General features: G+C 40.8%; 28 protein-coding genes and 1 riboswitch. Of the genes, 26 read left to right on the top strand and 2 right to left on the bottom strand.

The genetic code is table 11. The features are described from left to right. Positions 1-15 precede the first annotated feature (15 nt). Complete coding sequence (locus HNQ84_RS04355) at positions 16-879, bottom strand: DUF1002 domain-containing protein (protein WP_055440709.1); 864 nt, start codon at positions 877-879, stop codon at positions 16-18. A 119-nt stretch (positions 880-998) separates the two neighbouring features. Between HNQ84_RS04355 and HNQ84_RS04350 the strand changes: the two genes are divergently transcribed. The 6 genes from HNQ84_RS04350 to HNQ84_RS04325 all read left to right on the top strand — a co-directional run bounded on the left by HNQ84_RS04350 (position 999) and on the right by HNQ84_RS04325 (position 5,685). Then, positions 999-1,439 (top strand): peptidylprolyl isomerase, encoded by a 441-nt coding sequence (locus HNQ84_RS04350; protein WP_055440708.1) that lies wholly within the window; start codon positions 999-1,001, stop codon positions 1,437-1,439. A 148-nt stretch (positions 1,440-1,587) separates the two neighbouring features. After that, positions 1,588-1,720, top strand: a riboswitch (FMN riboswitch). A gap of 140 nt (positions 1,721-1,860) precedes the next feature. Next, complete coding sequence (ribD, locus tag HNQ84_RS04345; RefSeq protein ID WP_435621281.1) at positions 1,861-2,937, top strand: bifunctional diaminohydroxyphosphoribosylaminopyrimidine deaminase/5-amino-6-(5-phosphoribosylamino)uracil reductase RibD; 1,077 nt, start codon at positions 1,861-1,863, stop codon at positions 2,935-2,937. Between the two features lie 5 nt (positions 2,938-2,942). After that, complete coding sequence (ribE, locus tag HNQ84_RS04340) at positions 2,943-3,581, top strand: riboflavin synthase (protein WP_032100493.1); 639 nt, start codon at positions 2,943-2,945, stop codon at positions 3,579-3,581. A gap of 5 nt (positions 3,582-3,586) precedes the next feature. Further along, complete coding sequence (locus tag HNQ84_RS04335; protein WP_055440705.1) at positions 3,587-4,780, top strand: bifunctional 3,4-dihydroxy-2-butanone-4-phosphate synthase/GTP cyclohydrolase II; 1,194 nt, start codon at positions 3,587-3,589, stop codon at positions 4,778-4,780. Positions 4,781-4,793: 13 nt separating this feature from the next. After that, positions 4,794-5,258 (top strand): 6,7-dimethyl-8-ribityllumazine synthase, encoded by a 465-nt coding sequence (gene ribH / locus HNQ84_RS04330; protein ID WP_032099951.1) that lies wholly within the window; start codon positions 4,794-4,796, stop codon positions 5,256-5,258. Positions 5,259-5,340: 82 nt separating this feature from the next. Continuing rightward, positions 5,341-5,685 (top strand): GNAT family N-acetyltransferase, encoded by a 345-nt coding sequence (locus HNQ84_RS04325; protein ID WP_032099950.1) that lies wholly within the window; start codon positions 5,341-5,343, stop codon positions 5,683-5,685. Between the two features lie 6 nt (positions 5,686-5,691). On the opposite strand, the gene HNQ84_RS04320 is transcribed toward HNQ84_RS04325, so the two are convergent. Continuing rightward, positions 5,692-6,198, bottom strand: a complete 507-nt coding sequence (locus HNQ84_RS04320; protein WP_435621280.1) for a DUF309 domain-containing protein — start codon at positions 6,196-6,198, stop codon at positions 5,692-5,694. Positions 6,199-6,268: 70 nt separating this feature from the next. Here HNQ84_RS04320 and HNQ84_RS04315 point away from each other — a divergent pair, with 70 nt between their 5' ends. The 20 genes from HNQ84_RS04315 (at position 6,269) to HNQ84_RS04220 (ending at position 25,440) form a co-directional block, all read left to right on the top strand. After that, positions 6,269-7,009, top strand: coding sequence for a segregation/condensation protein A (locus tag HNQ84_RS04315; RefSeq protein ID WP_209424221.1), 741 nt, complete (start codon positions 6,269-6,271; stop codon positions 7,007-7,009). Beyond that, positions 7,002-7,583 (top strand): SMC-Scp complex subunit ScpB, encoded by a 582-nt coding sequence (gene scpB / locus HNQ84_RS04310; protein ID WP_435621279.1) that lies wholly within the window; start codon positions 7,002-7,004, stop codon positions 7,581-7,583. Before HNQ84_RS04315 ends, scpB begins: the two co-directional genes overlap by 8 nt. A 68-nt stretch (positions 7,584-7,651) precedes the next feature. Beyond that, entirely contained in the window at positions 7,652-7,873 is a 222-nt protein-coding gene (locus HNQ84_RS04305; RefSeq protein ID WP_435621278.1) for a hypothetical protein, read from the top strand. A gap of 210 nt (positions 7,874-8,083) precedes the next feature. Then, complete coding sequence (locus HNQ84_RS04300) at positions 8,084-9,145, top strand: threonine aldolase family protein (RefSeq protein WP_032099946.1); 1,062 nt, start codon at positions 8,084-8,086, stop codon at positions 9,143-9,145. Continuing rightward, positions 9,135-10,337 (top strand): MFS transporter, encoded by a 1,203-nt coding sequence (locus HNQ84_RS04295; protein WP_032099945.1) that lies wholly within the window; start codon positions 9,135-9,137, stop codon positions 10,335-10,337. The genes HNQ84_RS04300 and HNQ84_RS04295 overlap by 11 nt, the downstream gene beginning before the upstream one ends. Next, entirely contained in the window at positions 10,334-11,563 is a 1,230-nt protein-coding gene (locus HNQ84_RS04290) for an ATP-grasp domain-containing protein (protein WP_435621277.1), read from the top strand. Before HNQ84_RS04295 ends, HNQ84_RS04290 begins: the two co-directional genes overlap by 4 nt. Then, on the top strand, positions 11,556-12,752 hold the full coding sequence (locus HNQ84_RS04285) for an ATP-grasp domain-containing protein (RefSeq protein WP_435621276.1): 1,197 nt from the start codon (positions 11,556-11,558) through the stop codon (positions 12,750-12,752). Before HNQ84_RS04290 ends, HNQ84_RS04285 begins: the two co-directional genes overlap by 8 nt. A gap of 23 nt (positions 12,753-12,775) precedes the next feature. Next, positions 12,776-13,888: an ArsR/SmtB family transcription factor gene (locus HNQ84_RS04280; RefSeq protein ID WP_032099944.1), complete on the top strand. Its 1,113-nt coding sequence runs from the start codon at positions 12,776-12,778 to the stop codon at positions 13,886-13,888. 189 nt (positions 13,889-14,077) lie between these two features. Then, positions 14,078-14,497, top strand: coding sequence for a hypothetical protein (locus HNQ84_RS04275; protein ID WP_032099943.1), 420 nt, complete (start codon positions 14,078-14,080; stop codon positions 14,495-14,497). 11 nt (positions 14,498-14,508) lie between these two features. Beyond that, positions 14,509-14,997, top strand: a complete 489-nt coding sequence (locus HNQ84_RS04270) for a YpuI family protein (RefSeq protein ID WP_032099942.1) — start codon at positions 14,509-14,511, stop codon at positions 14,995-14,997. Positions 14,998-15,056: 59 nt separating this feature from the next. Continuing rightward, positions 15,057-15,833: a superoxide dismutase gene (locus HNQ84_RS04265; RefSeq protein ID WP_032099941.1), complete on the top strand. Its 777-nt coding sequence runs from the start codon at positions 15,057-15,059 to the stop codon at positions 15,831-15,833. A gap of 70 nt (positions 15,834-15,903) precedes the next feature. Next, the gene (locus HNQ84_RS04260) at positions 15,904-17,016 is read left to right on the top strand and encodes a D-alanyl-D-alanine carboxypeptidase family protein (protein WP_435621275.1); all 1,113 of its coding nucleotides are present in this window, start codon (positions 15,904-15,906) and stop codon (positions 17,014-17,016) included. Next, entirely contained in the window at positions 17,009-17,602 is a 594-nt protein-coding gene (locus HNQ84_RS04255) for a nucleoside recognition domain-containing protein (protein WP_435621274.1), read from the top strand. The genes HNQ84_RS04260 and HNQ84_RS04255 overlap by 8 nt, the downstream gene beginning before the upstream one ends. Beyond that, positions 17,602-18,135, top strand: coding sequence for a spore maturation protein (locus HNQ84_RS04250; protein ID WP_435621273.1), 534 nt, complete (start codon positions 17,602-17,604; stop codon positions 18,133-18,135). The genes HNQ84_RS04255 and HNQ84_RS04250 overlap by 1 nt, the downstream gene beginning before the upstream one ends. A gap of 571 nt (positions 18,136-18,706) precedes the next feature. Further along, the gene (gene rluB, locus HNQ84_RS04245) at positions 18,707-19,444 is read left to right on the top strand and encodes a 23S rRNA pseudouridine(2605) synthase RluB (protein WP_435621272.1); all 738 of its coding nucleotides are present in this window, start codon (positions 18,707-18,709) and stop codon (positions 19,442-19,444) included. A 93-nt stretch (positions 19,445-19,537) separates the two neighbouring features. Further along, positions 19,538-20,059: a thiol-disulfide oxidoreductase ResA gene (gene resA, locus HNQ84_RS04240; RefSeq protein WP_435621271.1), complete on the top strand. Its 522-nt coding sequence runs from the start codon at positions 19,538-19,540 to the stop codon at positions 20,057-20,059. Between the two features lie 12 nt (positions 20,060-20,071). After that, a complete protein-coding gene (resB, locus tag HNQ84_RS04235) occupies positions 20,072-21,688 on the top strand; it encodes a cytochrome c biogenesis protein ResB (RefSeq protein WP_435621270.1) in 1,617 nt (538 codons plus the stop codon). Between the two features lie 11 nt (positions 21,689-21,699). After that, entirely contained in the window at positions 21,700-22,875 is a 1,176-nt protein-coding gene (gene ccsB / locus HNQ84_RS04230; RefSeq protein ID WP_435621269.1) for a c-type cytochrome biogenesis protein CcsB, read from the top strand. 88 nt (positions 22,876-22,963) lie between these two features. Next, entirely contained in the window at positions 22,964-23,680 is a 717-nt protein-coding gene (locus HNQ84_RS04225) for a response regulator transcription factor (RefSeq protein WP_055440689.1), read from the top strand. Further along, positions 23,677-25,440 (top strand): ATP-binding protein, encoded by a 1,764-nt coding sequence (locus HNQ84_RS04220; protein ID WP_435621268.1) that lies wholly within the window; start codon positions 23,677-23,679, stop codon positions 25,438-25,440. Before HNQ84_RS04225 ends, HNQ84_RS04220 begins: the two co-directional genes overlap by 4 nt. Positions 25,441-25,469 lie beyond the last annotated feature (29 nt).

Genomic DNA, 25,469 nt, shown 5'->3' with positions numbered 1-25,469 from the left:
CAACCTCGGTTATTTTTATGATCCAAATGCTCCGCGAAGGGCATTCCATATTTCGCGCAAAATGTCAACGATGCGTTGAATAAACGTCCGACCTTCTTCCGTTTGTAAAAAAGCAGATAGCTTGTCTTTCGCTTGAGCAAGCTGTTCGTTTACTTGATTCCAATCAATGTTGACGTTTTTCATTTTATTGAATAAAGAAAGCAAGCTGTTTATTTCGTCCTCTGTTAACGTAATGCCAAGCTCTTGAGCGATTTTCTCAATGAGTGCACGCATATCCGCATCTGTTTGCGGTGGATTTTTCGCTATTTCTTCTTTAATTTTTGCAAGCAGCGCGACCGCTTTATCGTTTCCGATTGATTCGCCGAGTTGCGCTGTTTTTACCATTTCTTCGTTTGCTACTTTTTTTACTTCATCAGGAATGACCTCATTTGATGAAAGTTCGTACGCTTTCATTAACCCTGTTAACGCAGCTGTCCCTGATACAGGAAACGGTGCAGTAATATAAATGACTGCATCTTTCACCCCTGCGGTAATGAGTGCATTCATATACATTTCTTTTGTTACCCAGTTAATGTTATTTGTTTCAACTTGCAACCCCGAACCTGGTGCTCCAATTGTAATTTTTGATGACGAAATCGCCTTCGTTCCGATTTGTCCTTTTGGAATAATGTCACCGAGATATTTATGCTCTTCTGCATTTGTGACCGTAATCATTTCCGCGTTCTCTGGTGCATTCATCTCTTTTAATATTTGTTGCTTTTGCTGTTCTGTTAAATTTTCTCCGAGCGTAATAATGACATCTCCTTCAATCGCATCAGCTAAACTAACCGATGGAATCATAAACAGTAATAAAATAAATATCGTAAACCACTTCTTCATTTCATGCCCTCCTTCAGTCTCCTTCTGTACTATTGTACAAACATTTGCGTGAATATAGAAGCGAAATATAGTAAAATGAAGCTACATTTGTTTTTACGATAGAAAGGTGGAAAAGTTTCATGAAGAAAAAAGGATACATTTTAATGGAGAATGGTGGAAAGGTGCAATTTGAACTATTCCCAAACGAAGCGCCAACAACAGTTGCGAATTTTGAAAGGTTAGCGAATGAAGGATTTTATAACGGATTGACATTTCATCGCGTCATTAAGGGATTTGTGAGCCAAGGTGGTTGCCCAATTGGAAATGGAACAGGGGATGCAGGTTACACGATTCCTTGTGAAACAGATAACAATCCACATAAACATATCGAAGGTGCGATATCGATGGCGCATCGCGGTCGTCATACGGGAAGTTGTCAATTCTTTATTTGTCATGAGCCACAGCCACATTTAGATGGTGTACATACAGTATTTGGTCAAGTGACGGCTGGAATGGATGTTGTCAAAGCGATGAAAAATGGTGATGTGATGAAAGAAGTGAAAGTGTGGGACGAACAATAAAAGGAAGATGAAGAGATGAAAAAAAACTGGGTATTATTTTTCATCCTTTTGTTTGTTAGCTTCATTTGGGGAGTCGTGTATTGGCTAGTTATAGCAAAATCATAGACATTTCGTTTTATTGTGCTATAATGAATAAAAATGGAATAAACGCATCCTTCGGGGCAGGGTGAAATTCCCGACCGGCGGTAATGAAACAGATGTTTCTCAGCCCGCGAGCCGTTAAGGCATGATCCGGTGCGATTCCGGAGCCGACAGTATAGTCTGGATGGGAGAAGGATTGCCAAAACTCACGTCACTTATTGGAAAAAATAAGCTTGGCGATGGGTTATTTTTGCTATGCAAAAAAGGCGATCTTTACATACATCTTGCCCTAGGACGTCGTTCCTAGGGTTTTTTATTCATGCTGGAAAGGTGGTGTGATATGGACGAACGATATATGCGCTTGGCGTTACAATTGGCGGAATCGGCACGGGGACAAACTTCACCAAATCCGCTTGTTGGCGCAGTTGTTGTAAAAAATGGTGAAATTGTCGGCTTTGGGGCGCACTTGAAAGCAGGGGAACCGCATGCGGAAGTACATGCGCTACGCATGGCGGGCGAGAAAGCGGAAGGAGCAACTGTTTATGTGACGCTTGAACCGTGCAGTCATTATGGAAGGACGCCTCCTTGTGCCGATTTGTTAATTGAAAAAAAGGTGAAGCGTGTCGTTGTGGCGACAACGGATCCAAATCCGCTCGTTGCAGGAAAAGGCATTGAAAAATTAAGGCGAGCGGGAATTGATGTCACCGTCGGGGTGTTGAAAGAAGAAGCGGATGCGTTAAACGAAATGTTTTTTCATTATATTTCAACGAAAACACCGTATGTGACGTTAAAGTATGCGATGAGTTTAGATGGAAAAATTGCAACGAAAACAGGTGAAAGCAAATGGATTACGTCGGAAGATGCGCGGCGTGACGTGCATCGCGAGCGACGGATGCACGATGCGATCGTTGTCGGTGTTGGCACGATTTTAGCGGACGATCCGAGTTTAACCGTTCGTTTCGGTCATGAAGGGAAGCAACCGATTCGTATTGTGCTCGATACGCATTTGCGCACACCGCTTCATGCGAATGTTGTCACAGACCGAATGGCGCCAACATGGATCGTCGTCGGCCATCACGTCACAGAAGAACAAATGAAGCCATATGAACATGCAGGTGTACAAATCATTCGTATGAATGAAAATAAAATTGATGTTCCAACACTTTTACTTGAACTTGGTAAGCGCAACGTCATGTCCATATTTGTTGAAGGTGGCGCACATGTGCACGGCAGCTTTTTACGTTCCCGTTCCGTGCAACAAGTGTTGGCATATATCGCCCCCACATTAATTGGGGGGAACGAAGCGCCTTCCGCTGTTGGTGGGGAAGGTTTTGGACGAATGATAGATGCGCTTCGCTTGCAAGTGAAACATGTCGAAAGGATCGGATCAGATATAAAAATCGTTGCTAAAGGATGATCGCGATGTTTACAGGAATTATTGAAGAAATTGGCACGATTCAACAAATGAAACAAACAGGGGAAGCGATCGTTTTGACGATCGGGGCACAAAAAGTGTTACAAGATGTACAGCTCGGTGACAGCATTGCGGTCAATGGCGTTTGTTTAACGGTGACGTCATTTACAGATCGCTTCTTTACTGTCGATGTCATGCCTGAGACGGTCCGGGCAACATCGCTTCGCACGCTTACAGTAGGAGCAAAAGTAAATTTAGAGCGGGCGATGGCAGCAAACGGTCGTTTTGGCGGACACTTCGTTTCGGGGCATGTCGATGGCATCGGACGCATCGTGCGTAAACAACCTGTCGCAAACGCTGTTTATTATGACATTGAAGTGCCAAGTCATTTGCGTAAATATATGATTTTAAAAGGCTCTGTTGCTGTCGATGGCACAAGCTTGACGATTTTCGGTTTAACGGATCGAACGTTTACGATTTCGCTCATTCCGCATACGCGTGAAGCGACGATTTTAGGAGCAAAAAAAGTCGGTGATGTTGTCAATATTGAATGTGATATCATTGGAAAATATGTTGAACAGTTCGTCAGCGGTAAACGTGAAGGATTGACGATGCAATTTTTACAAGAGCACGGATATAAGGAGTGAGCGCGATGTTTCATACGATTGAAGAAGCGATTTACGATTTAATGCAAGGAAAAATTATTATCGTTTGCGATGACGAAGACCGTGAAAACGAAGGTGATTTTGTAGCGCTTGCTGAAAAAGCGACACCGGAAGTCATTAACTTTATGATTACACACGGTCGTGGCCTCGTATGTGTGCCGATTACCGAAGAACTAGCTGATCGGCTCGATTTAACGCCAATGGTCAATCATAATACAGATGCTCATGGCACAGCATTTACTGTCAGTATTGACCATAAAGCGACAACAACAGGCATTAGCGCATTTGAACGCTCGTTGACGATTCAAGAAATGCTCAATCCAGAAGCAAAAGCAAGCGATTTTAAACGACCAGGTCATATTTTTCCGCTTGTTGCGAAAAAAGGTGGGGTATTGCGCCGCGCTGGACATACGGAAGCAGCTGTCGATTTAGCCCGTCTTTGCGGGGCGAAACCGGCAGGCGTCATTTGCGAAATTATAAAAGATGATGGAACGATGGCGCGCGTACCTGATTTGAAACAAATCGCTGAAAAATTTGATATGAAAATGATTACGATTAAAGATTTAATCGCCTATCGCAACCGGAAAGAAAAGCTCGTCAAACGCGAAGTCGAAATTACGTTACCAACCGATTTTGGCGAATTTAAAGTGATCGGATATTCAAATACGTTAGACGGGAAAGAACATATCGCCATCGTCAAAGGAGAAATCATCCCAGATGAACCTGTGCTCGTGCGCGTTCATTCGGAATGTTTAACAGGTGACGTATTCGGCTCGCATCGCTGCGATTGTGGCCCGCAACTTCATGCCGCATTAGCGCAAATCGAAGAAGAAGGTCGCGGGGTATTGTTATATATGCGCCAAGAAGGTCGCGGCATCGGCTTGTTAAATAAATTGCGCGCCTATAAGTTGCAAGAACAAGGATATGATACGGTAGAAGCGAACGAAAAATTAGGCTTTGCGCCAGATTTGCGCGACTATGGAATCGGTGCGCAAATTTTAAAAGATTTAGGTGTCACAAAAATGCGTTTATTGACGAACAATCCACGCAAAATTACCGGATTGAAAGGATACGGCTTAGAAGTCGTTGAGCGCGTTCCATTGCAAATGCCAGCGAAACGCCATAACGAGCGCTATTTGCGCACAAAATACGAAAAGCTAGGACATATGTTGCACTTTTAAGGAGGAGAATGAGATGAACGTATATGAAGGAAATTTAGTTGGAACAGGGTTAAAAGTAGGCATCGTTGTTGCACGATTTAACGAATTTATTACAAGCAAATTGCTAAGCGGTGCGCTTGATGGCTTAAAGCGCCACGGAGTAGAGGAACAACATATTGATGTCGCTTGGGTGCCGGGGGCGTTTGAAATCCCGCTTGTCGCGAAAAAAATGGCGGAGTCGAAAAAATATGATGCAGTTATTACGCTTGGCGCCGTCATTCGCGGAGCAACGAGCCATTACGATTATGTATGTAATGAAGTGGCGAAAGGAACGTCCCATGCAGCGCTTTCATCAGGCGTTCCGGTTATTTTTGGTGTGCTGACGACAGATACGATTGAACAAGCGATTGAGCGTGCTGGGACAAAAGCCGGAAATAAAGGTTGGGAGGCCGCTCTTAGCGCCATTGAGATGGCGAATGTCATGCGCACATTTTCTTAAAAAATGTTTAAAAAAGCGACAAGACCGTTTATAATAGCAATAGCGAGTAAACAATAAGTCTTGTCGATAATGAGGGATTCGTATGCTAGTTCGCTATCGAAAAAACTATGAGAAAATTGCGATGGGTCTTTTGTCGTTTATGCCAAATGAAAAAGACTTAAAACAGCTTCAACAAACGATGAAAAACTACGAGACTAACGACGATTGGCATCTGTTTTTATGGAAGCAAGAAGAAGATTTTATTGGCATCATCGGTGCAATCGTGCGCGAACATGCGGTTGAAGTGCAGCATATTAGCGTTAATCCGTCCCATCGCCATCAAGGAATAGGAAAACAAATGGTGAAAGCATTAAAAGAATTGTATCCAAATAAGTCGTTATGTGCCAATGACATGACCGCTCCATTTTTGGATAAATGCGAACAATGACAGGGATCAACGCCCCTGTCTTTTTTGTTTTTGTCGTTCGCGTTCAGCAATGACATCACTTCGGTCGCGCAACTTATGTTTATGAATGAGATACTCGTTTGTCATATCGCTTTTTTCTCCCCATACAAGCCTTTGTTGCCCACATTGTTGTTGACATGTGTGTAATAAGGAAGCATCAATGATCGGCAAGTAAGAGCTTTCATACGGTTGTCCATGATGGATTCGCTCTACATATGTATGAATAAGCGCAATAAGTTGTTCTGCATGTATGCCTAACGCTTCATATGCTTGTTTTTCTCTTTCGCATGCGTTCAATGCTTTTGTAAACATTCGTTTTGCCCCCGCAATATTTCCTCGGCGATAATGATACATCCCAACTGCGAGTTGAATAAAGCCGACCCATACATGTTCGCCTGTTTGTTTCCAATGTTCTTCTAGCACTTCATGACATTCAAAATAATCGCGCGTAGCGTGAAAATGAAGTAAATATTCGATATATGCCTTCGGATACAAGTGAAAGCCCCCTTTTTTTCATATGCATACTTATATTATACTATTGGTTATGAACAAAGGTGGGATCGATGTGCATTATCATGTGAAATTAGATCAATTTGAAGGACCGCTTGATTTGTTGTTACATTTAATTCATCGCTATGAAATTGATATTTACGATATTCCTGTCGCGCAAATTACCGAGCAATATATGGCTTACATTCACGCGATGAAAGAATTGCAGCTTGATGTAGCGAGCGAATATTTAGTAATGGCGGCGACGCTTATTGAAATGAAAAGTAAAATGTTGTTACCTAAACATGAAGAAACGCTTGAGAATGATGAATTTTTTATCGAAGAAGACCCGCGTGAGCAATTAATGCAACAGTTAATCGAGTATAAAAAGTTTAAAGAAGCGGCGAAACAGTTGCGCGAGCGAGAAGAAGAGCGAGCGCTCTTATTTACGAAGCCGCCAAGCGATTTAACCGCTTATGCGTCAAACGGTGCACCGCTCGCACTTGATGTCGATTTGTACGATATGCTTGGGGCGCTTGCGAAATTGTTGCGGCGAAAAAAATTACAAAAGCCACTTCATACGAAAGTAGCACGTCAAGAAATTCCGATCGGACGGCGGATGGAAGAGATTTTACACATATTAAAACATGGAGAGCGAATGAACTTTTACGATTTATTTCCGTATGACGATCGCGAACAAATTGTCGTGACGTTTTTAGCTTTGCTTGAATTGATGAAACGAAACGAAATTATTGTTGAACAAGAAAACAATTTTGCTGATTTATATATTCGACGAAAAGGTGATCGATATGAATGAATTAGCGATTATGGAAGCGTTATTGTTTGCAGCAGGTGAAGAAGGATTGACGTATAAACAAATGGCTGATGTGCTTGATATACAAGAAGAACGTGTATATGAGCTTGTGCAGCAATTGAAGCATATGTATGAAACAGCGGAACGCGGCATTATGGTCGTTGAGATGGCAGGAACGCTTCAGCTTGTGACGAAAAAACAATGCGCGCCATATTTGCAAAAGCTTGTTGAGTCACCAGCGACGTCATCGTTATCACAAGCTGCGCTTGAAACGTTAGCGATCATCGCATACCGCCAACCAATTACGCGTGCGGAAATTGAACAAATTCGCGGTGTCAAAAGCGATAAGCCGCTTCAAACCTTATTAGGAAAAGCGTTAATTAAAGAAGTAGGCCGCGCAGAAGGAACAGGTCGCCCGATTTTATATGGGACGACGAAAGAGTTTTTAGACTACTTTGGCTTAAAGACGTTAGACGAACTTCCGCCTCTTCCAGAATGGGACGAACAAGAAGAAGAACGCGAAGCCGACTTATTTTTCGAACGTCTAAACGAACAACTGCAAGAAGTGAATGAGTAAATCAAAGGTGATGGGGGATGAGTTCTCGTTTTTTCTTTGGGCTTCTTTTTATTTTTGTTTTTGGAAGAATGGTTGAGTACCATGTAGAGACGTATATTTTACATCCAATTTTGCAAAGTGCCGTTTTCGCTATTTTTGTTGCTGTTGTGTTTATATTAAGTGGGAAGGTGAGTAAGCGTTACGATCTTTTGGATAAAAAAGTGAAGATGCACATCTGGCTCTCAAGCCTGATCGGTGCGTTATGTGTAGCGATCTTTTTATACGAAATTGGCATATTGCCAGGAAAGTAAACAGGTGCTTTTATGCGCCTGTTTTTCTTTTTGGAGAAGAAGTTTTATTAATTTGTTAGGTTTCTAGTAACGACTCTGGGGTGAAATTAATCCTATTTTTATTTTTAAATTTCTAATATTGACAAAAAAAAGAATCTGTAGTAACATTATTACGTAATTACGTAATTACGTAATAATGTAATTATGTAATTATATGAGGAGGAATGGTCAGTGATTGACTTGAGAAGCGATACGTTGACGTTACCAACTCAAGAAATGAGAAAGGTTATTGCTGATGCGATAGTTGGTGATGATTGTTATGGAGAAGATGGAAGTGTTATTGAATTGGAGGAATATTGTAAAAAATTATTTTGTGTGGAAGATGCTCTATTTGTTCCAACGGGCACAATGGCTAATCAATTAGCAATTAAATCACAAGTAACTGAAGGAAATGAGGTGATTACAGAAACAAATTATCATATAAACTTTTACGAAAGTTCTTCAATTGCTATGTTAAGTAGAGCTGTTTTGCATACATGTAGAACAGAAGATGGCATTTTAAGAGTCGAACATGTTGACGAGTTAATTCATTCTAAGCCTAGAGGTTCTTTTTATGCTTATCCTCAATTAGTTTCTATCGAGAATACTGTTAACTATTATCAGGGAAAAATATTTCCTCTTAAAGAAATCGAACAATTGTATGAGTTCACGAGAGAGAAGAACATATCTTTACATATGGATGGAGCAAGGTTGTTTAATGCACACGTAGCAACGGATATTCCATTAAGTAACTATGCAAAATTTGTGGATTCACTTAGTATATGTTTTGCAAAAGGACTTGGTGCTCCATTTGGGTCGATGCTTATGGGAAAAAAGGAAGTGATCAGCAAAGCTAGGATTTATAGAAAACAATTTGGAGCAGGATTTCATCAAATAGGTATGTATGCAGCTGCGGCGTCGTATGCTTTAAAACATCATATATCCTATTTGCATACAGATCATCTGCTTGCAAAAAAATTAGCAATGATGCTATCTAAAATAGATGGACTGTATGTCGATCCTCATGCCGTTGAAACAAATATGATCTTTTTCCATGTGAATAACTTTCATATCAATTCATTTGAGTTTGCCGATAGGTGCAAGAAAAAGGGATTACTTTTATTTCCTTGGTTACCTTATGAAGTAAGGATTGTGGTTAGTAGAAATGTTAATGAAGAAGATATATGTGAAGCAGCTAATATTATTGAAGCAGTATGTAAAGAGCTGACGAGAGGGATTATGTATGCTTTCTAAAGTTAATGAAGGAGTTTTAACGTTTAGTATCAGAATTTTCAATTCCATCGGTTTTTTTGTGTATGTTCCGTTACTTTCTTTATGGTTAGTGAAAATGAAAAATCTCGATATTACGGAAATGAGTGTGGTGGTGGCAGCGTTTACGTTTGTATCGAAAGCAGGGAATGTATTGGTTGGGGGAGTTGTTAATAAGCTTGGAATTAAAAATAGCCTTATTGTTGGTTTATGGGGATCGGCTTTGTTGCTCACAATTTTAACGTTCATTCAATCTTATACATTCATATTTGTAATCGTGTTACTATTGGGAATATCGATCTCGCTTTACAATGTGAGTTTGAAAACACATATTTCGTTATTAAAGGAAGACGAGAGGTTGCAGGCGTTTGCATTATTAAACGTCGCTGTCAACGTTGGTGCTTCTGTTGGCCCTTTATTAGGTGGATGGTTATTGGATTGGAATTCTTTTGGTATCATCATTGCTGCGATTGTTTGTTATGTTTTGGCCGGATGTGTTTCGTTACTATTACCTCGCATCATCATTGAAGATGCAGAGAAGGGGATTAATATCGTACAGTTCGTTAAAAGCAGCAAATCGAACCCGCATTTTTTTGTCTTTGTAAGATTTATTGCTTTTTCAGGGTTATTTTGGTTTTTGTACACACAACTATTTACGACTTTTCCTGTCGTAGTTTCTCAATATTTTTCTGGAAAAACGATTGGATTGTTTTTTACGGTAAATGCGATGACGATTATTGCTCTTCAAGGCTTCTATCCAAAAATACAGCCGAAATGGAAGTTGGAGTATTGGTATGCGCTAGCCTTAGTTCTCAACACCATATCTTATTTCTTACTATGGATTTCACATCATTTTTGGATCATCTTTGTCGGTGTGATCTTGTTCAGCATTGCGGAAATTATTTGGGTTCCTACCGTTGATCATCAAATTGTAGAAAAAAAGGGGATGTTAAGCTCTTCGTGGGCTTTTGGACTATCAGGTGTAATATGGGGAATGTGGGAGTCTATCGGTGGATTCGTTGGTCTGAATCTGTATGAGTATGTTGGACAGAAAACCTTTTTCTATCTAGCTATGATAAGTACCATGATTTTTATTGGCTATATGCTTCATCTATCATATAGAAAAATGTCTTTTTTCACGAATAAAAATCAAGTAGAGAGAAAGGACTGGCGATGATGCACTTGTTATTTGTCGAGACGAATACAACAGGTACTGGTACAAAGGCGATGAAAATCGCTAAACAACTAGGTTATAAAATCCATTTTTGGACGATGGATTTAGAACAATATAAGTCCATGACAGATGACCATCCGCTGAATTTTGCTGATCAAGTCGTTATTATCGACACGTATGATACGGAGCGGATGAAAGAAGAAATGGTACGCTCTGGGGTGAATTTTTCCGGAATCCTTGCTTTCGATGACTACCATTTGATCCCAGTTGCTGAATTAGCGAGTTATTTGGGAGTGAGGGGTCACGATATCGAAGCATTGAAAAGAGCTCGTTATAAACATATAATGAGAAATTATCTAAAAAATAAAAAAATTAGATATTTTTTACAACCTAATTTCCATATCATTCATCATCCTGACGAAGTCATAAATTTGGAAATCTCGTTTCCATGTGTCATTAAACCTGTGGATGATAGCGGGAGTAATGGGGTAACGATTTGTCAAAATCGTTGTGATTTAGAATTGTCCCTGCGCGAAGAATGGCAAAGACAGCGTAATGAACGTGGATATGTACTGGAAAGGAAATGGCTGATTGAGGAACGGATCGAAGGTCAAGAATTTTCAGCTGAAATGTTATATACGATTGATGGATGGAAATTAATATCCGTTACGAAAAAAGAAACGTATGGTTCTCACGCTGTTGAATGTGGACATGTAACAGGTCCGAAATTAAATCCTTTTTATGATTTAGAAGAAAGATGCAAAAGGCTACTGAACTTATTGGGATTGACCTATGGAGCAGCACATATAGAATTTTTTGTTCGCGGAAACAACTTATATTTGGTTGAAGTCAACCCTAGACTAGCAGGTGACTGTATCCCTGAATTAGTAGAATTAGCTACAGGGGTGGATATGATTAGGCATGTTGTTTTACAATCCATAGGAAAATATGAAGAAACAGTGAACACTAGACGACGCTATGCCGCTATTAAGTTTATCCTGCCTGTTGAGCAGGGGATATATCAAACGGTTAGGGGGATGGAGGAAGCGCAAAAAGTAGCGGGAGTAAAAAGGATAAGCATAGGGAAGTTGCCTTTTAAGGCGAATGAAATTAAAAGCAGCTACCAAAGATTAGGGTTTGTCATAGCTGAAGGAGATAGTATGGAAAACGCCATCGCTTCGATACAAGAAGCAATGGATTTATTAGAATGGGGGATTGTACATGAATAAATACATCATCATTTTAGGGGCAAGTCGCTACGGAGCGGAAGCAGCGTCTAAATGTGGATTGCATCCAATTATTGTGGCGGATCAGCATTCAAGCATTGACAAGGAAATAGCACAGTGGGCTAAAGCTGTATTTTATGTTCACGATATTGCGGAGAGGACAGAGGTATTTTGTGTTGTTGAGAAAATCATGAATTTATATCAAACAGTAGAGCTCGTGGTAAGTTTTACAGAATTAGGGCTAGAAACAGCTGCTTATATTAGTGAAAGGCTACAATTGCCGACGAATTCACTCGAAACAGTCGTGAATACGAGGAATAAGGGATTGATGCGCCAGATTTTGTGGAGGGATCCAGAATTACGATTAGACGTTGTGAGTGGAAAAGCATCTGATCTTCCTAAAAAGTTCCCATATTCAAGATCGGCCATCATCAAACCACTTGACGGATTTGGAAGTAAAGAGGTTGATTATGTTTCCGATCAACAGGAGTGGGAAAAATGGTTAAAGAGAAATCAAGATCATCCTCACGAATGGATCTTAGAGCCGTATGTTAAAGGTCCGGAATATAGTGTGGAGACGGTTTCTTGTAGAGGAAAACATTTCATTTTAGGAATAACTGAAAAACAAACAACTGGAAAACCTCACTTTATTGAGACTGGGCATATTGTGCCTGCGAGAATGGAACAACAAAAAGTTAAACAAATTGAACAAGTGGTGATGAAAGCGTTGCATTTGTTAAATGTCCAATATGGACCGGGGCATATCGAGATCAAATGGGATGTAGAAGAAGATAGACCAGTGGTGATTGAAATGCATACGAGACCCGGGGGAGATTTTATTCCTTATTTACATCAATTAGCGTCTGGTTTCAATCAATATGAGTTAGGAATTTTATCTTATATGAACCAGGTGCCACTTGATGTAAAACCAATTTATACAAAGGCAAGCCTTGTCAAATTTTTTATGTTTCCAGAGGGCGAGTTGCGACAGATTTCCCTTACCACAGAAGTTAATCGAGAATATATCCGAGATTGGACCATCTACTATCAAGTAGGGGATCATATAAAGAAAACGGTGGATTCTTATACACGTTCTGCTCATGTGATTATTTGTTCATCGACAGTTGAAGAATGCCAGCGGTTATGCGACAATTTTGTTAAGCAGTTGAAGTATCAAATTGTTCAAGAATAAAAACAGAAAGCATGGGATGTCGAATGGCTGTATATACAATGGAAGAAGTGAATCATCATTGCAAAGTAGAACTATCGACCTCTTCTTTATTTGAGATGATGGCGTGTTTAAGGAAGTGTTACGTTTCATCGGGAAAAATGGAAGGTGTAACTCATTTACCTGTTGCTTGTTTTGAGGAGTTTTTTCAACAACATGAATCATTATTGAAAAAGTTTTACGGTCGGTATGAATACGGAGCTCAGTTGGCGGAATTTTTGGTCGATTTGCCCGTCCCCCATACCTTTTCGCAACTCATGTCATATATTGGTCGCGTATCTCCGTATGAATTTTTGTATTATTTATTCGGTCGTTACTTGTCTGAAAAGGAGATCGAGATTTGTCTAACGAACACCGCTTCTCCCCTTGATGAGATTCGCTCGAAAATCACATCTTTGGGCGGATTTGTGAATGACGAACAGTTGGAATTTGCACAGAACTATGAGCAGTATTTACGGGAGCTGACCTATCTTTGGGAACAATTTTATCGGCAATGTTACGTTCATATTGAGCCAATCCTATCCCCTCTCTGGGGTCAAGCAAATGAGCGATTGAGAGTGGAACTCAACGAGTCGGGAATAGAGAAAATGGTTCGAAAATTGTTGTACGATTACCCAATTCCAGAACAGTTTCCAACGAAAGAGACAAAATTGATCAAATTGTATCCCTCGTATTTTGTGTCGCCGAAATTCATCTTGGTTTGGGGGCTCGGTGAACTTCATATTATTTATGATATGAGACATTGTATTAATGAAAAGAAGCTCTCTCTCATCGGATATCCGATGGAAATGAAGTATGATGAAAGTCAGCTTCAGTATGTCGTTGATATTTCCAAGGCATTGTCTGAAATCGTTCGTATGAAAATGCTGTCGTTTATTGCAAATAAAGAAAAAATGAAGTCGCAAGAGATGGCAAATCAATTAAATATTACGGCTGCTACCGTTTCACGACATTTAAATCTTTTGAAACAAGCGAATCTCATTACGGAGCAGAAAGAAAATGGCTATCATGTTTACGAGGTTAACGAAAATGAGATACAAAGATATTGTTCTATGCTAAAAGAAACACTATGTGTAAAAAAAGGGGGAAAAGATAACTAAGTGTCGTTTGTCATTTGTTCATCCCCTTTATTTAACAAAATTCTTTTGCTGATTAATTAATAAGACAAACACAGGTGCCTTTGTGCGCCTGTTTTTTCTTTGTTATAGAAATGATAAAATTTTTCGCACGATTCGTAATTTATGGTAAAATAAATGTAGCTTCGTTGTTGAAAAAGGGGTGTATCGTTTGTGAAAATTATTTCTTGTCATGGGTACGAATTACAAAAAGCACAGCCGAATACGTCGGAAGATTTTTTTAACCGTTCGGAAGTGACGTTTGTTGATGATGATGGAACGGAGCGGACGTTGCGTGTGTTATATGTTCGATATTTCGATGAGCGTTTTTCACAATGGACGCCGTATGAACAAGACCCGATATTTCAAGCAGGTGGGAAAGACGTATATTTTAAAGATGTTGTCGCGCTCGTCTGTTTGCTTGTCGATCCATCGCTTCGGATGAGAAAACGTGTATATATAAGTGAGGAAGAAGAGCTTCGTCGCTATTTTTCATCGATCGACTTTGCCAAATTGCCAGAAGTATTTGAATCGCTTGCGAAACAACAAGCGTACGATGTGAAATCATCGCTTTTATTCATCGCGCAACCGTAAAGGAGGATACTATGGGTAACACTGTTGTTTTTAACCAAACAAAGCAAGTTGAGCAGTTGCTAAGTGGCATTGTAGCACAAATTACTCGTTATTTGAACGAAACGACGATTGAACAAATGCAAGCAGAATGTGCGGGCGACCGCCATTATTATGAAGGGGTGCTTGCGGATTTACGCCGTTTAGCTGTATATGGCGAAGAAGGGATTGACGCATGTCGCATCGTCCTTCAAGAAGAACCGTTTCGGAAAGCTGCTGCAGAACAGGCACTATATAAAATTTATCACTCATGTGTCGCGGAGTTTTTTACACCAAAGCGCGATTTATGGTATGAAGATAGCCGCTCGGCATACACAGGGAGACATTCGATTAAATTGCGGCAACCTGCGCCTCAATCGTTACAACAATTGCTTCATGCGATTGAAGCTGATTTTCAAACGATGCGGGAAGAGCTCGAGTTTTACGAAACAGACTACCGAACAAAAATGATTCAATCGCAATAAAGAAGCTGCGTGTGTCAGCTTCTTTTTTTGCTGCATATGATGCCGAAGGAGGTGTGAAGATGAACGAATATATTCATAACGTGCAAATGTGGCTTGAGCGCATAAAGCCGTTTGTCGACGAAGAGGCGGTTGAGCAATTAATGTTAGAGCTTGAACGTGGAGATGTCGTACGCATTCATGGGCAAGTGACAAACATATATGAACAATTACAGCGTAAGCGCGTGCCGATTGGAGGACATACGCTACCTAAGCTGCCGTATGCGTACAATGCATTAGAGCCATATATTGCGGAAGAGATTATGCGTTTGCATCATGAAAAACATCATCAAAGCTATGTGGATGGATTAAACCGGGCGGAGCGAATGATGCAACAAGCGCGTGAAAAAAATGACTATGCGCTATTAAAACATTGGGAAGGTCAAGCTGCATTTCATGGATCGGGACATTATTTGCATACAATTTTTTGGAACAATATGAAACCGCGTGGCGGTGGGCGTCCAACGGGGATGCTACTTCAACAAATCGAGCGCGATTTTGGCAACTTTGAAGCGTTTCAACGACATTTTACAGAAGCGGCAAAACAAGTAGAAGGAAATGGATGGGCACTTCTCGTTTGGTCACCATTTGCAGGACGGTTAGAAATTTTACAGACGGAAAAACATCAATGTGGTACACAATGGACGACTATTCCACTCCTTGTATTAGATGTATGGGAGCATGCGTATTATTTGCAATATAAAAACGATCGTGCGACGTACGTTCAACAATGGTGGAACGTCGTGAATTGGGACGATGTCGAGCGACGATTTGTAAAAGTGAAAGACCGTGCTATGTAGCGGTCTTTTTGTCATACATCGTTGACTAGCGCATACACTTGTACAAAACGGACAAAGGGATGAGGGTGTTATGCGACGGCAATGGTTCATATGGATGATCGCGCTTTGTTTTTTTTGTTCACTATTTCCGAATGAAGCGAAAGCGATGTCGGTTAGTGCCAAAAGTGCGATTTTAATGGAACAAACGACAGGACGGGTGCTATTTGAAAAAGATGCGCATACGAAGCGACGCATTGCGAGCATTACAAAAATTATGACCGCCATTTTAGCGATCGAATCGGGAAAATGGGAAGAACTTGTGACGGTAAGTGAACGGGCAGTTCGTACAGAAGGATCTTCAGTTTATTTAAAGCCTGGTGAAAAAATTGCGCTCAAACATTTAGTATATGGGCTTATGCTTCGTTCTGGAAACGATGCGGCGGTAGCGATCGCTGAGCACGTTGGTGGTAGCGTTGAAGGCTTCGTTTTTTTAATGAATGAAAAAGCGGCAGAAATCGGTATGACAAATACGGAGTTTGCAAATCCGCACGGGTTAGATGACGCGGAAAATCATTACTCTACTGCGTATGATATGGCGCTATTGATGCGATATGCGATGCAAAACGAGCAATTTCGCGAAGTATCGGGAACGAAATTGTATCGTGCACCAAATCCGACAGAAGATTGGGATCGTGTTTGGCGCAATAAAAATAAGCTGTTGACGCATTTGTATGAATATTGTACAGGTGGAAAAACAGGGTATACGAAGCGGGCGAAGCGTACATTAGTGACAACGGCTTCAAAAGACGGGCTTGACCTCATTGCAGTGACAATTGACGCGGGCGATGATTGGAACGATCATATCGCGATGTATGAACACGGATTTGCGCATTATGAACTTGTAAAGATTAAAGCAGATACGATTGTGAAAGATATGGACGATCCTTTTTATGATCATCATTTGTTTGTTGCACGCGATTTTATATATCCGGTCACAAAAAAGGAAGAGTCGTTAATTCGTTTAGAGCGAAAATTACTTCGCCCACAAGAACGATGGGAAGAGACAGGCGTCCCATCTGTTGTTGGTAGAGCGGAACTATATATCGGAAACGAAAAAGTTGATGAAACACCGATTTTTTATAGGCAACAAAAGAAAACACGTTCTTTTTTTGACTGGCTGTTGGGGGTGGGGCGAGATGGTTAATTTCATTTGGGTTGCGCTTTTGCTTATCGGGCTTATGTTTGCGGGAATAAACGGGACGATGAAAGACGTCAACGAGGCGATGTTTCAAGGAGCAAAAGAAGCGGTAACGATTAGCATTGGGCTAATTAGCGTGCTCGTTTTTTGGCTCGGTTTAATGAAAATTGCTGAGCAATCTGGGCTACTTTCGTTTTTTGCCCATTTGTTCCGCCCGATTGCGAAAAAAATTTTCCCAGAAGTGCCGCCTGATCATCCTGCGCTCGGATATATATTATCTAATATGATTGCAAATATGTTCGGGCTAGGAAATGCTGCGACACCCCTTGGCATTAAAGCGATGGAGCAATTAAAGCAATTAAACGGTCAAACAGACGAGCCGAGCCGTTCGATGATTACGTTTGTCGCTCTCAATACTGCAAGCATTACACTTATTCCTGCGACCGTCATTTCCATTCGCATGACATATCACTCTGCCTCACCAGGAGAAATTATCGGGACGACGTTTGTCGCTTCCCTTATTGCCACGATATCAGCGATCATGATCGACCGCGCATTTTACATACGGAGGCGGAAAAAAGGAGGGATGTAATGTACGTCATTCAATTTTTGTCGCTTTGGCTTATTCCGATGGTCATCGCTTGCATTTTATTGCACGGGACGTACAAGCGTGTGCCGACGTATGAAGCATTTGTCGAAGGAGGAAAAGAGGGAATTCAAATCGCCTTTTCCCTTATTCCGTATTTAGTTGGCATGCTTGTAGCTGTCTCCGTTTTTCGCGCTTCTGGTGCGCTAGATTTTTTTATTTCATATATGAAGCCGTTTATCGTCCCGCTCGGCTTGCCGCCAGAAGTCGTCCCGCTTGCGATCATCCGTCCGATTTCAGGAACCGCATCGCTCGGCATGGTCACCGACTTAATCGCAACATACGGACCCGATTCGTTTATCGGACGATTAGCCTCTACGATTCAAGGAAGTACAGAAACGACGTTATACGTGCTCACTGTTTACTTCGGTGCGGTCGGCATTCGCAAAATGGGCGATGCTCTAAAAGTCGGCTTGCTTGCCGATCTCGTTAGCTTTATCGTATCATTTTTTATTGTATTATGGATGTTTGGAAAATAAAGCGGTCGATATGCTTGTTGCCCGATGACAGATATATTGGTAACATGATCAGAGTATACGGGATCGACTGGTTTGAATAATAAAATACAATGTTTAGATTGGTGTGAGTGTGGGGAATGACTGAAAACAAGAGATTGATTCTAAATATTACTGTTTTATCCTTTATTTTAAGTTTTGTATATAGCTTGGTACTTCTGATGATTGAACACCCTCTTTTTTCTAACGAGATGAGTAGTCCGGGAAGTATTGTTGTTTTTACAGCTATATTTTTGATTTTATATATGTTTCATCTGTTTATTTCATGGCTACATTACATGTTTGTAAATAAAACAGTGGGTTCGATGAGAAGGAAGGCTATTGCTTTCTATTTGGTAGGTCTTGTTTTATTATTCTTTTTATATATGTTTTTTCAAGTGAAAATCGTTTGGTTACTGCTTATTTCTTTTGTTATTGTTTCTTTTCCTTCATACAAGCGTTGCTAGGAGAAAGTCGCGTTCTATGCGATTTTCTCCTTTCTTATTTTTGAACTCCTGTACCGAATGTGGTAAAACTATATAGTGAGGTGAATGAAATGGAACGATTACAAAAAGTGATTGCTCATGCAGGCGTGGCATCGCGAAGAAAAGCAGAGCAATTGATCGTCGAAGGAAAAGTAAAAGTGAATGGAAAAGTGGTGACCGAACTTGGGGTGAAAGTAAGCCCACAAGATCGCATTGAAGTAGATGGTATTCCGCTTGAGCGTGAAGAGCCCGTATATTATTTGTTGTACAAGCCACGGGGCGTCATTTCGAGCGTAAAAGATGAAAAAGGAAGAAAAGTAGTGACTGACTTTTTTAAACATGTAAACAAACGCATTTATCCAATCGGACGGTTAGATTACGATACGTCAGGATTGTTGTTGTTAACAAATGATGGAGAGTTTGCGAATTTATTGATGCATCCGCGTTATGAAATTGAAAAAGTGTACATCGCAAAAGTAAAAGGCATTCCAGCGCGTGAAAAAATAAAACAGCTAGAAAAAGGTATAGTGTTAGAAGACGGCATGACGGCGCCAGCGAAAGCGAAAGTGTTATCCATTGATAAACGAAAACAAACAGCCATCGTTGAACTTCGTATTCACGAAGGACGAAATCGCCAAGTGCGTCGCATGTTTGAAGCGATCGGTCACCCTGTGTTAAAGCTAAAACGAGAACGTTACGCTTTTTTAGATTTAAAGGGACTCAATCCCGGAGACTACCGCGAGCTATCGCCACATGAAGTGAAGCAATTACGCGCATTGGCGTCGGCTGGTTCGCCTTTTCCATCATAATTTTGTCACAATTTGTTCAAATCATTTTCATTATTTGTATAGTAGTAACTTGTATAATGGGATTGATGAAAACGGTTTATAGGAGAGTTGGCGATGAAAGAAAAGCGATTTTGGCTTCGGACGGTCATTTTGGCTATCATGCTTGCAGCGATCGGTTATACCATTTATTCGAACGTATTTGTCGAGAAAAAAGCAATTCAAGTTGGCGATTCGGCACCAGATTTCGTCCTTACCGATTTAAATGGCAACAAAATTCAACTATCTGATTACCGTGGAAAAGGTGTATTTTTGAATTTTTGGGGAACGTGGTGTAAGCCGTGTGAAAAAGAAATGCCATACATCAATAATCAATACAATCTATATAAAGATGAAGGGGTAGAAGTGATCGCTGTGAACGTAGGAGAAGCGAAAGTAGCTGTACAAACGTTCGTTAATCGTTTCCAGCTTTCATTTCCAGTTGTCATCGATCAACAAGATCAAGTAATGAACGCGTATCATATCGGTCCATTGCCAACGACATTTTTAATCGACAAAGACGGAAAAATTGTAGACATTATTACAGGAACAATGACAGAAGAAGATATAAGAAAATATATGGAAACAATTAAGCCGTAAGGGGTTTTCAATATGGAACACGTAAAATGTGAATGCGGACACGTCAATCCGATCGGAACAGTACTTTGTGAAGCATGTGGCAAACCGCTTGAAGAGGTGCCAACATTAGTAGATATGCGCTATGAAGGTAGCGCGCGACGTTCACAAACGTACAACAAAACGATTATTGATAAAATTTGGAACTTTTTTTCGTCTGTCAAAGTTGGGGTTTGGTTAATTGTTATTACATTAATTGCTTCAGCTATCGGTACGATTTATCCGCAACAAATGTACATCCCGCCAACTGTATCACCGGCCGAATATTATGAACAACAGTACGGCTGGTTGGGAAAATGGTACTATACACTTGGCTTTCATGACTTGTATAGTTCATGGTGGTATATGTTGCTTATTGCACTCATTGGTGTATCGCTTGTCATTTGTAGTTTAGACCGCGTCGTTCCGCTATACCGAGCGTTAAATAATCAGCGGGTGACGCGTAACGAACAATTTTTACAGCGGCAACGGCTATTTAGCCGCGCGCAAGCAACAGATTATGAAACGGCGTTGCAACATGTCGTGGACAAGTTAACGAAGCGTGGCTATCGCGTTCGTGAAGAAAATGGGAACATTTTAGCGGAAAAAGGACGTTTTTCGCGTTGGGGACCGTATGTCAATCACATTGGTCTCATCATTTTTTTAATTGGTGCGATGCTTCGATTCGTTCCTGGAATGTATGTGGATGAAAACATGTGGATTCGCGAAGGTGAAATAAAAGAAATTCCTGGAACAAAAGGAAAATATTTTTTGGAAAATAAAAAGTTTATTTTTGAAGTATATGAGAAAGAAAAAGAGAAAGAAGCGTTTCAACCAGCGATTGACCGCGTTGGTAGCGGAATGATGGCGAAAAACTATCAAACAGACGTTGTATTATACGAACGTGTCGGTCCCGTCGTTCCTGGCGAAGAGCCGAAGCTCAAAAAAATAAAAAGTTTTTCGATTCGTGTCAACGAACCGTTAAAGCACGATTATTATGCATTATATCAAGTAGACTTTAAGTTAGATGAATTAAAAAATATGTCATTTCATTTGACAGATAAACAAACGAACAAATCATTTGGCACGATTACTATTGACTTAATTCAACCTGAAAAAGAGTATGATCTCGGTAACGGCTATAAAGTACAACTATTAAGCTATTTTCCAGATTTTTATTTTGATGAAAATGGAAATCCGAATACGCGCTCGAAAGTTCCAAACAATCCAGCGTTTGTATTTAAAATGTTTGCCCCTGATCGTCCAAAAGGGGAAGTGAGTTTCACCGCCATTCGTCAAACGATTGAACCGCTTGGTGACAATAAATATAAGATGTCGTTTGCCGGTATTGAAACACGAAACGTATCGGCATTAACGGTGCGACGCGATTTTACACTTTGGATTTTAGGGGTTGGCGGCGCAATTTTTATGATTGGTCTTATTCAAGGAATGTATTGGAATCACCGCCGCTTATGGATTCGCCGGATGAATGAAGAAGTGCTTATTGCCGCACATACGAATAAAAACTGGTTTGGATTGAAAAAAGAGCTTGAAGGAATATTTAACGATACGCCGTTTGTCATGCCGATCGATCAAGCGGACAAGCGGTCATAGGGGGGAACATTGTGGTTCAACTAAGCAGTACATTACTATATATAGCATTTGTTCTTTATTTAATTGCCACACTTTTCTTTGGCGGTGCCATTCGCGTCAAAAAGAAAGATGGGATAGACCGCTGGGCGACAATTGGGATCGTTGTGACGACCATCGGATTTATTGCACAACTCGGTTATTTTATTACACGATGGATTGCCGCTGGGCATGCACCTGTCAGCAATTTATTTGAGTTTACGACATTTTTCGGCATGATGCTTGTCGGAGCGTTTATCGTCATTTATTTTATTTACAAAACAAGTTTGCTTGGCTTATTTACTTTGCCGATTGCTATTTTAGTGATTGCTTATGCGAGTATGTTTCCACGGGAAATTTCTCCGCTTATTCCAGCGTTACAAAGCGATTGGTTGCATATTCATGTAACGACAGCGGCAGCTGGAGAAGCGATTTTAGCAATTAGTTTTGCAGCAGGATTGATTTATTTAATTCGCGTTGTCGATCAATCGAAATCGAGTAAGCGCACGTTTTGGCTCGAGTTCGTGCTGTTTTTCTTAATTAGTACGCTTGGTTTCGTTATCGTGACAACGTCGTTTCGTGTCGCTGGCTACGAAGCAACGTTTGAATGGATCGATAAAAACGGTAAGCAAGATGAAATGGTATATCATATGCCAGCACTTGTTGGACCGCACGAAGGTGTGTTAAAAACAGAAGGACGCATGACACCGCTTATTGACATGCCAGCGATCATTAACGCGCGCAAATTAAATACGGTAATTTGGTCTTTATTTGCAGGTCTTGGCCTATACGGTTTGCTTCGCCTCGTTTTACGGAAGCGCATCGCAGCCGCGCTACAGCCGCTTGTGAAAAACGTTAATTTAGACTTGGTTGATGAGATCGGATATCGTTCTGTAGCCATCGGATTTCCAGTATTTACGCTCGGTGCTCTTATTTTTGCGATGATTTGGGCGCAAATTGCATGGACACGTTTTTGGGGCTGGGACCCGAAAGAAGTATGGGCGCTTATTACATGGTTGTTTTATGCTGCCTTTTTACATTTGCGTTTATCGAAAGGATGGCATGGCGAACGTTCGGCATGGCTTGCGGTCATCGGATTTGCGATTATTATGTTTAACTTAGTAGCAGTGAACTTAGTTATTGCCGGTTTACACTCATATGCTGGATCTTAAAACGTCTTCGTAATGAAGGCGTTTTTTTATGAGAAGTAGAAAAAAGTTTACCGGTTTTGTACAATAGTGAATGAGGAGGTATGACATCATGGAGAAGGAAATTAAAATTTTAGTTGTTGATGATGAAGAACGAATTCGTCGCTTGCTCCGCATGTATTTAGAACGTGAGCAATATGTCATTGATGAGGCAGAAAACGGCGAAGATGCGCTAGCGTTAGCGCTTGAAAATGATTATGATTTAATTTTACTGGATCTTATGTTACCAGGAAAAGATGGCATTGAAGTATGTAAACAGCTACGGGAGAAAAAAGCAACGCCTGTTATTATGTTAACAGCAAAAGGAGAAGAAGCAAACCGCGTGCAAGGATTTGAAGCAGGAACGGACGATTATATTGTAAAACCGTTCAGTCCACGTGAAGTGGTGCTTCGTGTTAAAGCATTGCTTCGTCGTACCGCCAACTCTCCATATGTACCGACGGATACGACTGCACGAGATGTGCTTGTTTTCCCACATTTAACAATTGATCATGATGCCCATCGTGTCACAGCGGACGGACATGAAGTAAGCTTAACTCCGAAAGAATACGAGTTGCTTCACTTTTTAGCGAAATCGCCAGATAAAGTGTTTGATCGTGAACAGTTGTTAAAAGAAGTATGGCATTACGAATTTTTTGGCGACTTACGCACAGTCGATACGCATGTCAAACGATTGCGCGAAAAACTAAATAAAGTGTCGCCTGCTGCGGCTAAAATGATTGTCACCGTTTGGGGTGTCGGGTACAAATTTGAGGTCGTGAATGAATGATGGCATTATGGCGTAGTGTAGTTGGCAAACTATGGCTGACCATTTTGTTGCTCGTTGCTTTCGTCCTTTTTATTTTAACAGTTTTGTTACTTGGTTTTTTTGAAAAATATTATTTAGAAAAGACAGGAGATCAATTAACCCAACAAGCAGTGAAAGTGGCTCGTGTCGTGGCGGAACATGATGAACAATTTGCACGTTCCATTGCCTGGACGATGGTTGATGACGTCTCGAAGCTCATGATCATTGTTGATGATCGGCATTATTGGTACTCACCGAATGAAAAGCTTGCTGATTTGCCACTCTCGTTTATTCAGCAAGATAGGCAGTTATCGCGTGTTTTTAATGGGAAAAAAGTGGTAAAACGAACACTGATGCCAAATCAAACGATGCGAAACAATGAATATAACGAGCTATTTATTGTCGGCGTCCCGCTTCAAACATCTAATGGAAACGGTGCTGTTTTCGTGTATCAATCGTTAAAAGCAGTAGAAGAAACGACAAAACAAACGACGAAATTTATTTTTCTTGCGGCATTTATTGCGATTGTACTAACGACGGTGTTCGCATTTTTCTTGTCTACACGCATTACAGCACCGCTTCGAAAAATGAGGCAAGTGGCATTTGAAATCGCACGTGGAAAATTTGATTCTAAAGTGCCGATCGTCACCCATGACGAAATCGGGGAACTTGCGATGGCATTTAATCAAATGGGTCGGCAACTGCAATTTCATATTAATGCGTTAAACCAAGAAAAAGAGCAATTAGCAAGCATTTTAAGTAGCATGGCAGATGGTGTTATCACGCTCAATCGAAATGGCGAAGTGCTCATTACAAATCCGCCTGCCGATAGATTTTTACAAGCGTGGTATTACGAACAAGGGCAGCGCGACGATTTATCGCCACTTCCTCCGCAAGTAAATGAATTGTTTAAGAAAGCGGTAACGGAAGAGAAGGAACAAGCGATAGAAATGGCGTTACAAGGTCGCAATTGGGTCATTGTCATGACGCCGTTATACAACGGCAAAATGATTCGCGGAGCGGTTGCGGTGCTTCGCGATATGACGGAAGAACGACGATTAGATAAGTTACGCAAAGATTTTATCGCCAATGTCTCTCATGAATTGCGCACGCCGATTGCGATGTTACAAGGATATAGCGAAGCAATTGTCGATGATATTGCAGCGACAGATGAAGAGAAAAAAGAATTAGCAAAAGTCATTTATGATGAATCGTTGCGCATGGGACGCCTCGTCAATGATTTGCTTGATTTAGCGCGCATGGAAGCCGGCCATTTAACGCTTCATCACGAGCAAGTGTCCCTTCGACCGTATATTGAACGTATCATTCATAAATTTCAAGGGTTAGCGAAAGAAAAAGGGGTTCGTTTGCTTGTTGACATGAACAACGAGCCCATTGTTTCGTTCGATCCCGATCGTATTGAACAAGTGATGACGAATTTAATTGATAACGCTCTTCGTCATACAGACGACGGTGGGGAAGTGCGTGTCATTGTCGCTGCGGATGAAGAAGTCGTACGCATTTCCGTACAAGATTCTGGTACAGGTATTCCAGAAGAAGATTTACCGTTTGTATTTGAGCGTTTTTATAAAGCGGATAAAGCGCGTACGCGCGGTCGATCTGGTACGGGATTAGGTCTTGCGATTGCGAAAAACATCGTCGAAGCGCATAAAGGAACAATTACTGTTCATAGCAAACTCGGAGAAGGAACGACATTTACATTTGCATTGCCATTAAAATAGAAAAAATTTGTTGCTATTCATCATATTTT

The organism is Anoxybacillus eryuanensis, assembly GCF_051200995.1.
Taxonomy (GTDB): domain Bacteria; phylum Bacillota; class Bacilli; order Bacillales; family Anoxybacillaceae; genus Anoxybacillus; species Anoxybacillus tengchongensis.
The sequence above is the reverse complement of the archived record's forward strand: the minus strand, read 5'-3'. Positions and strand labels throughout refer to the sequence as shown.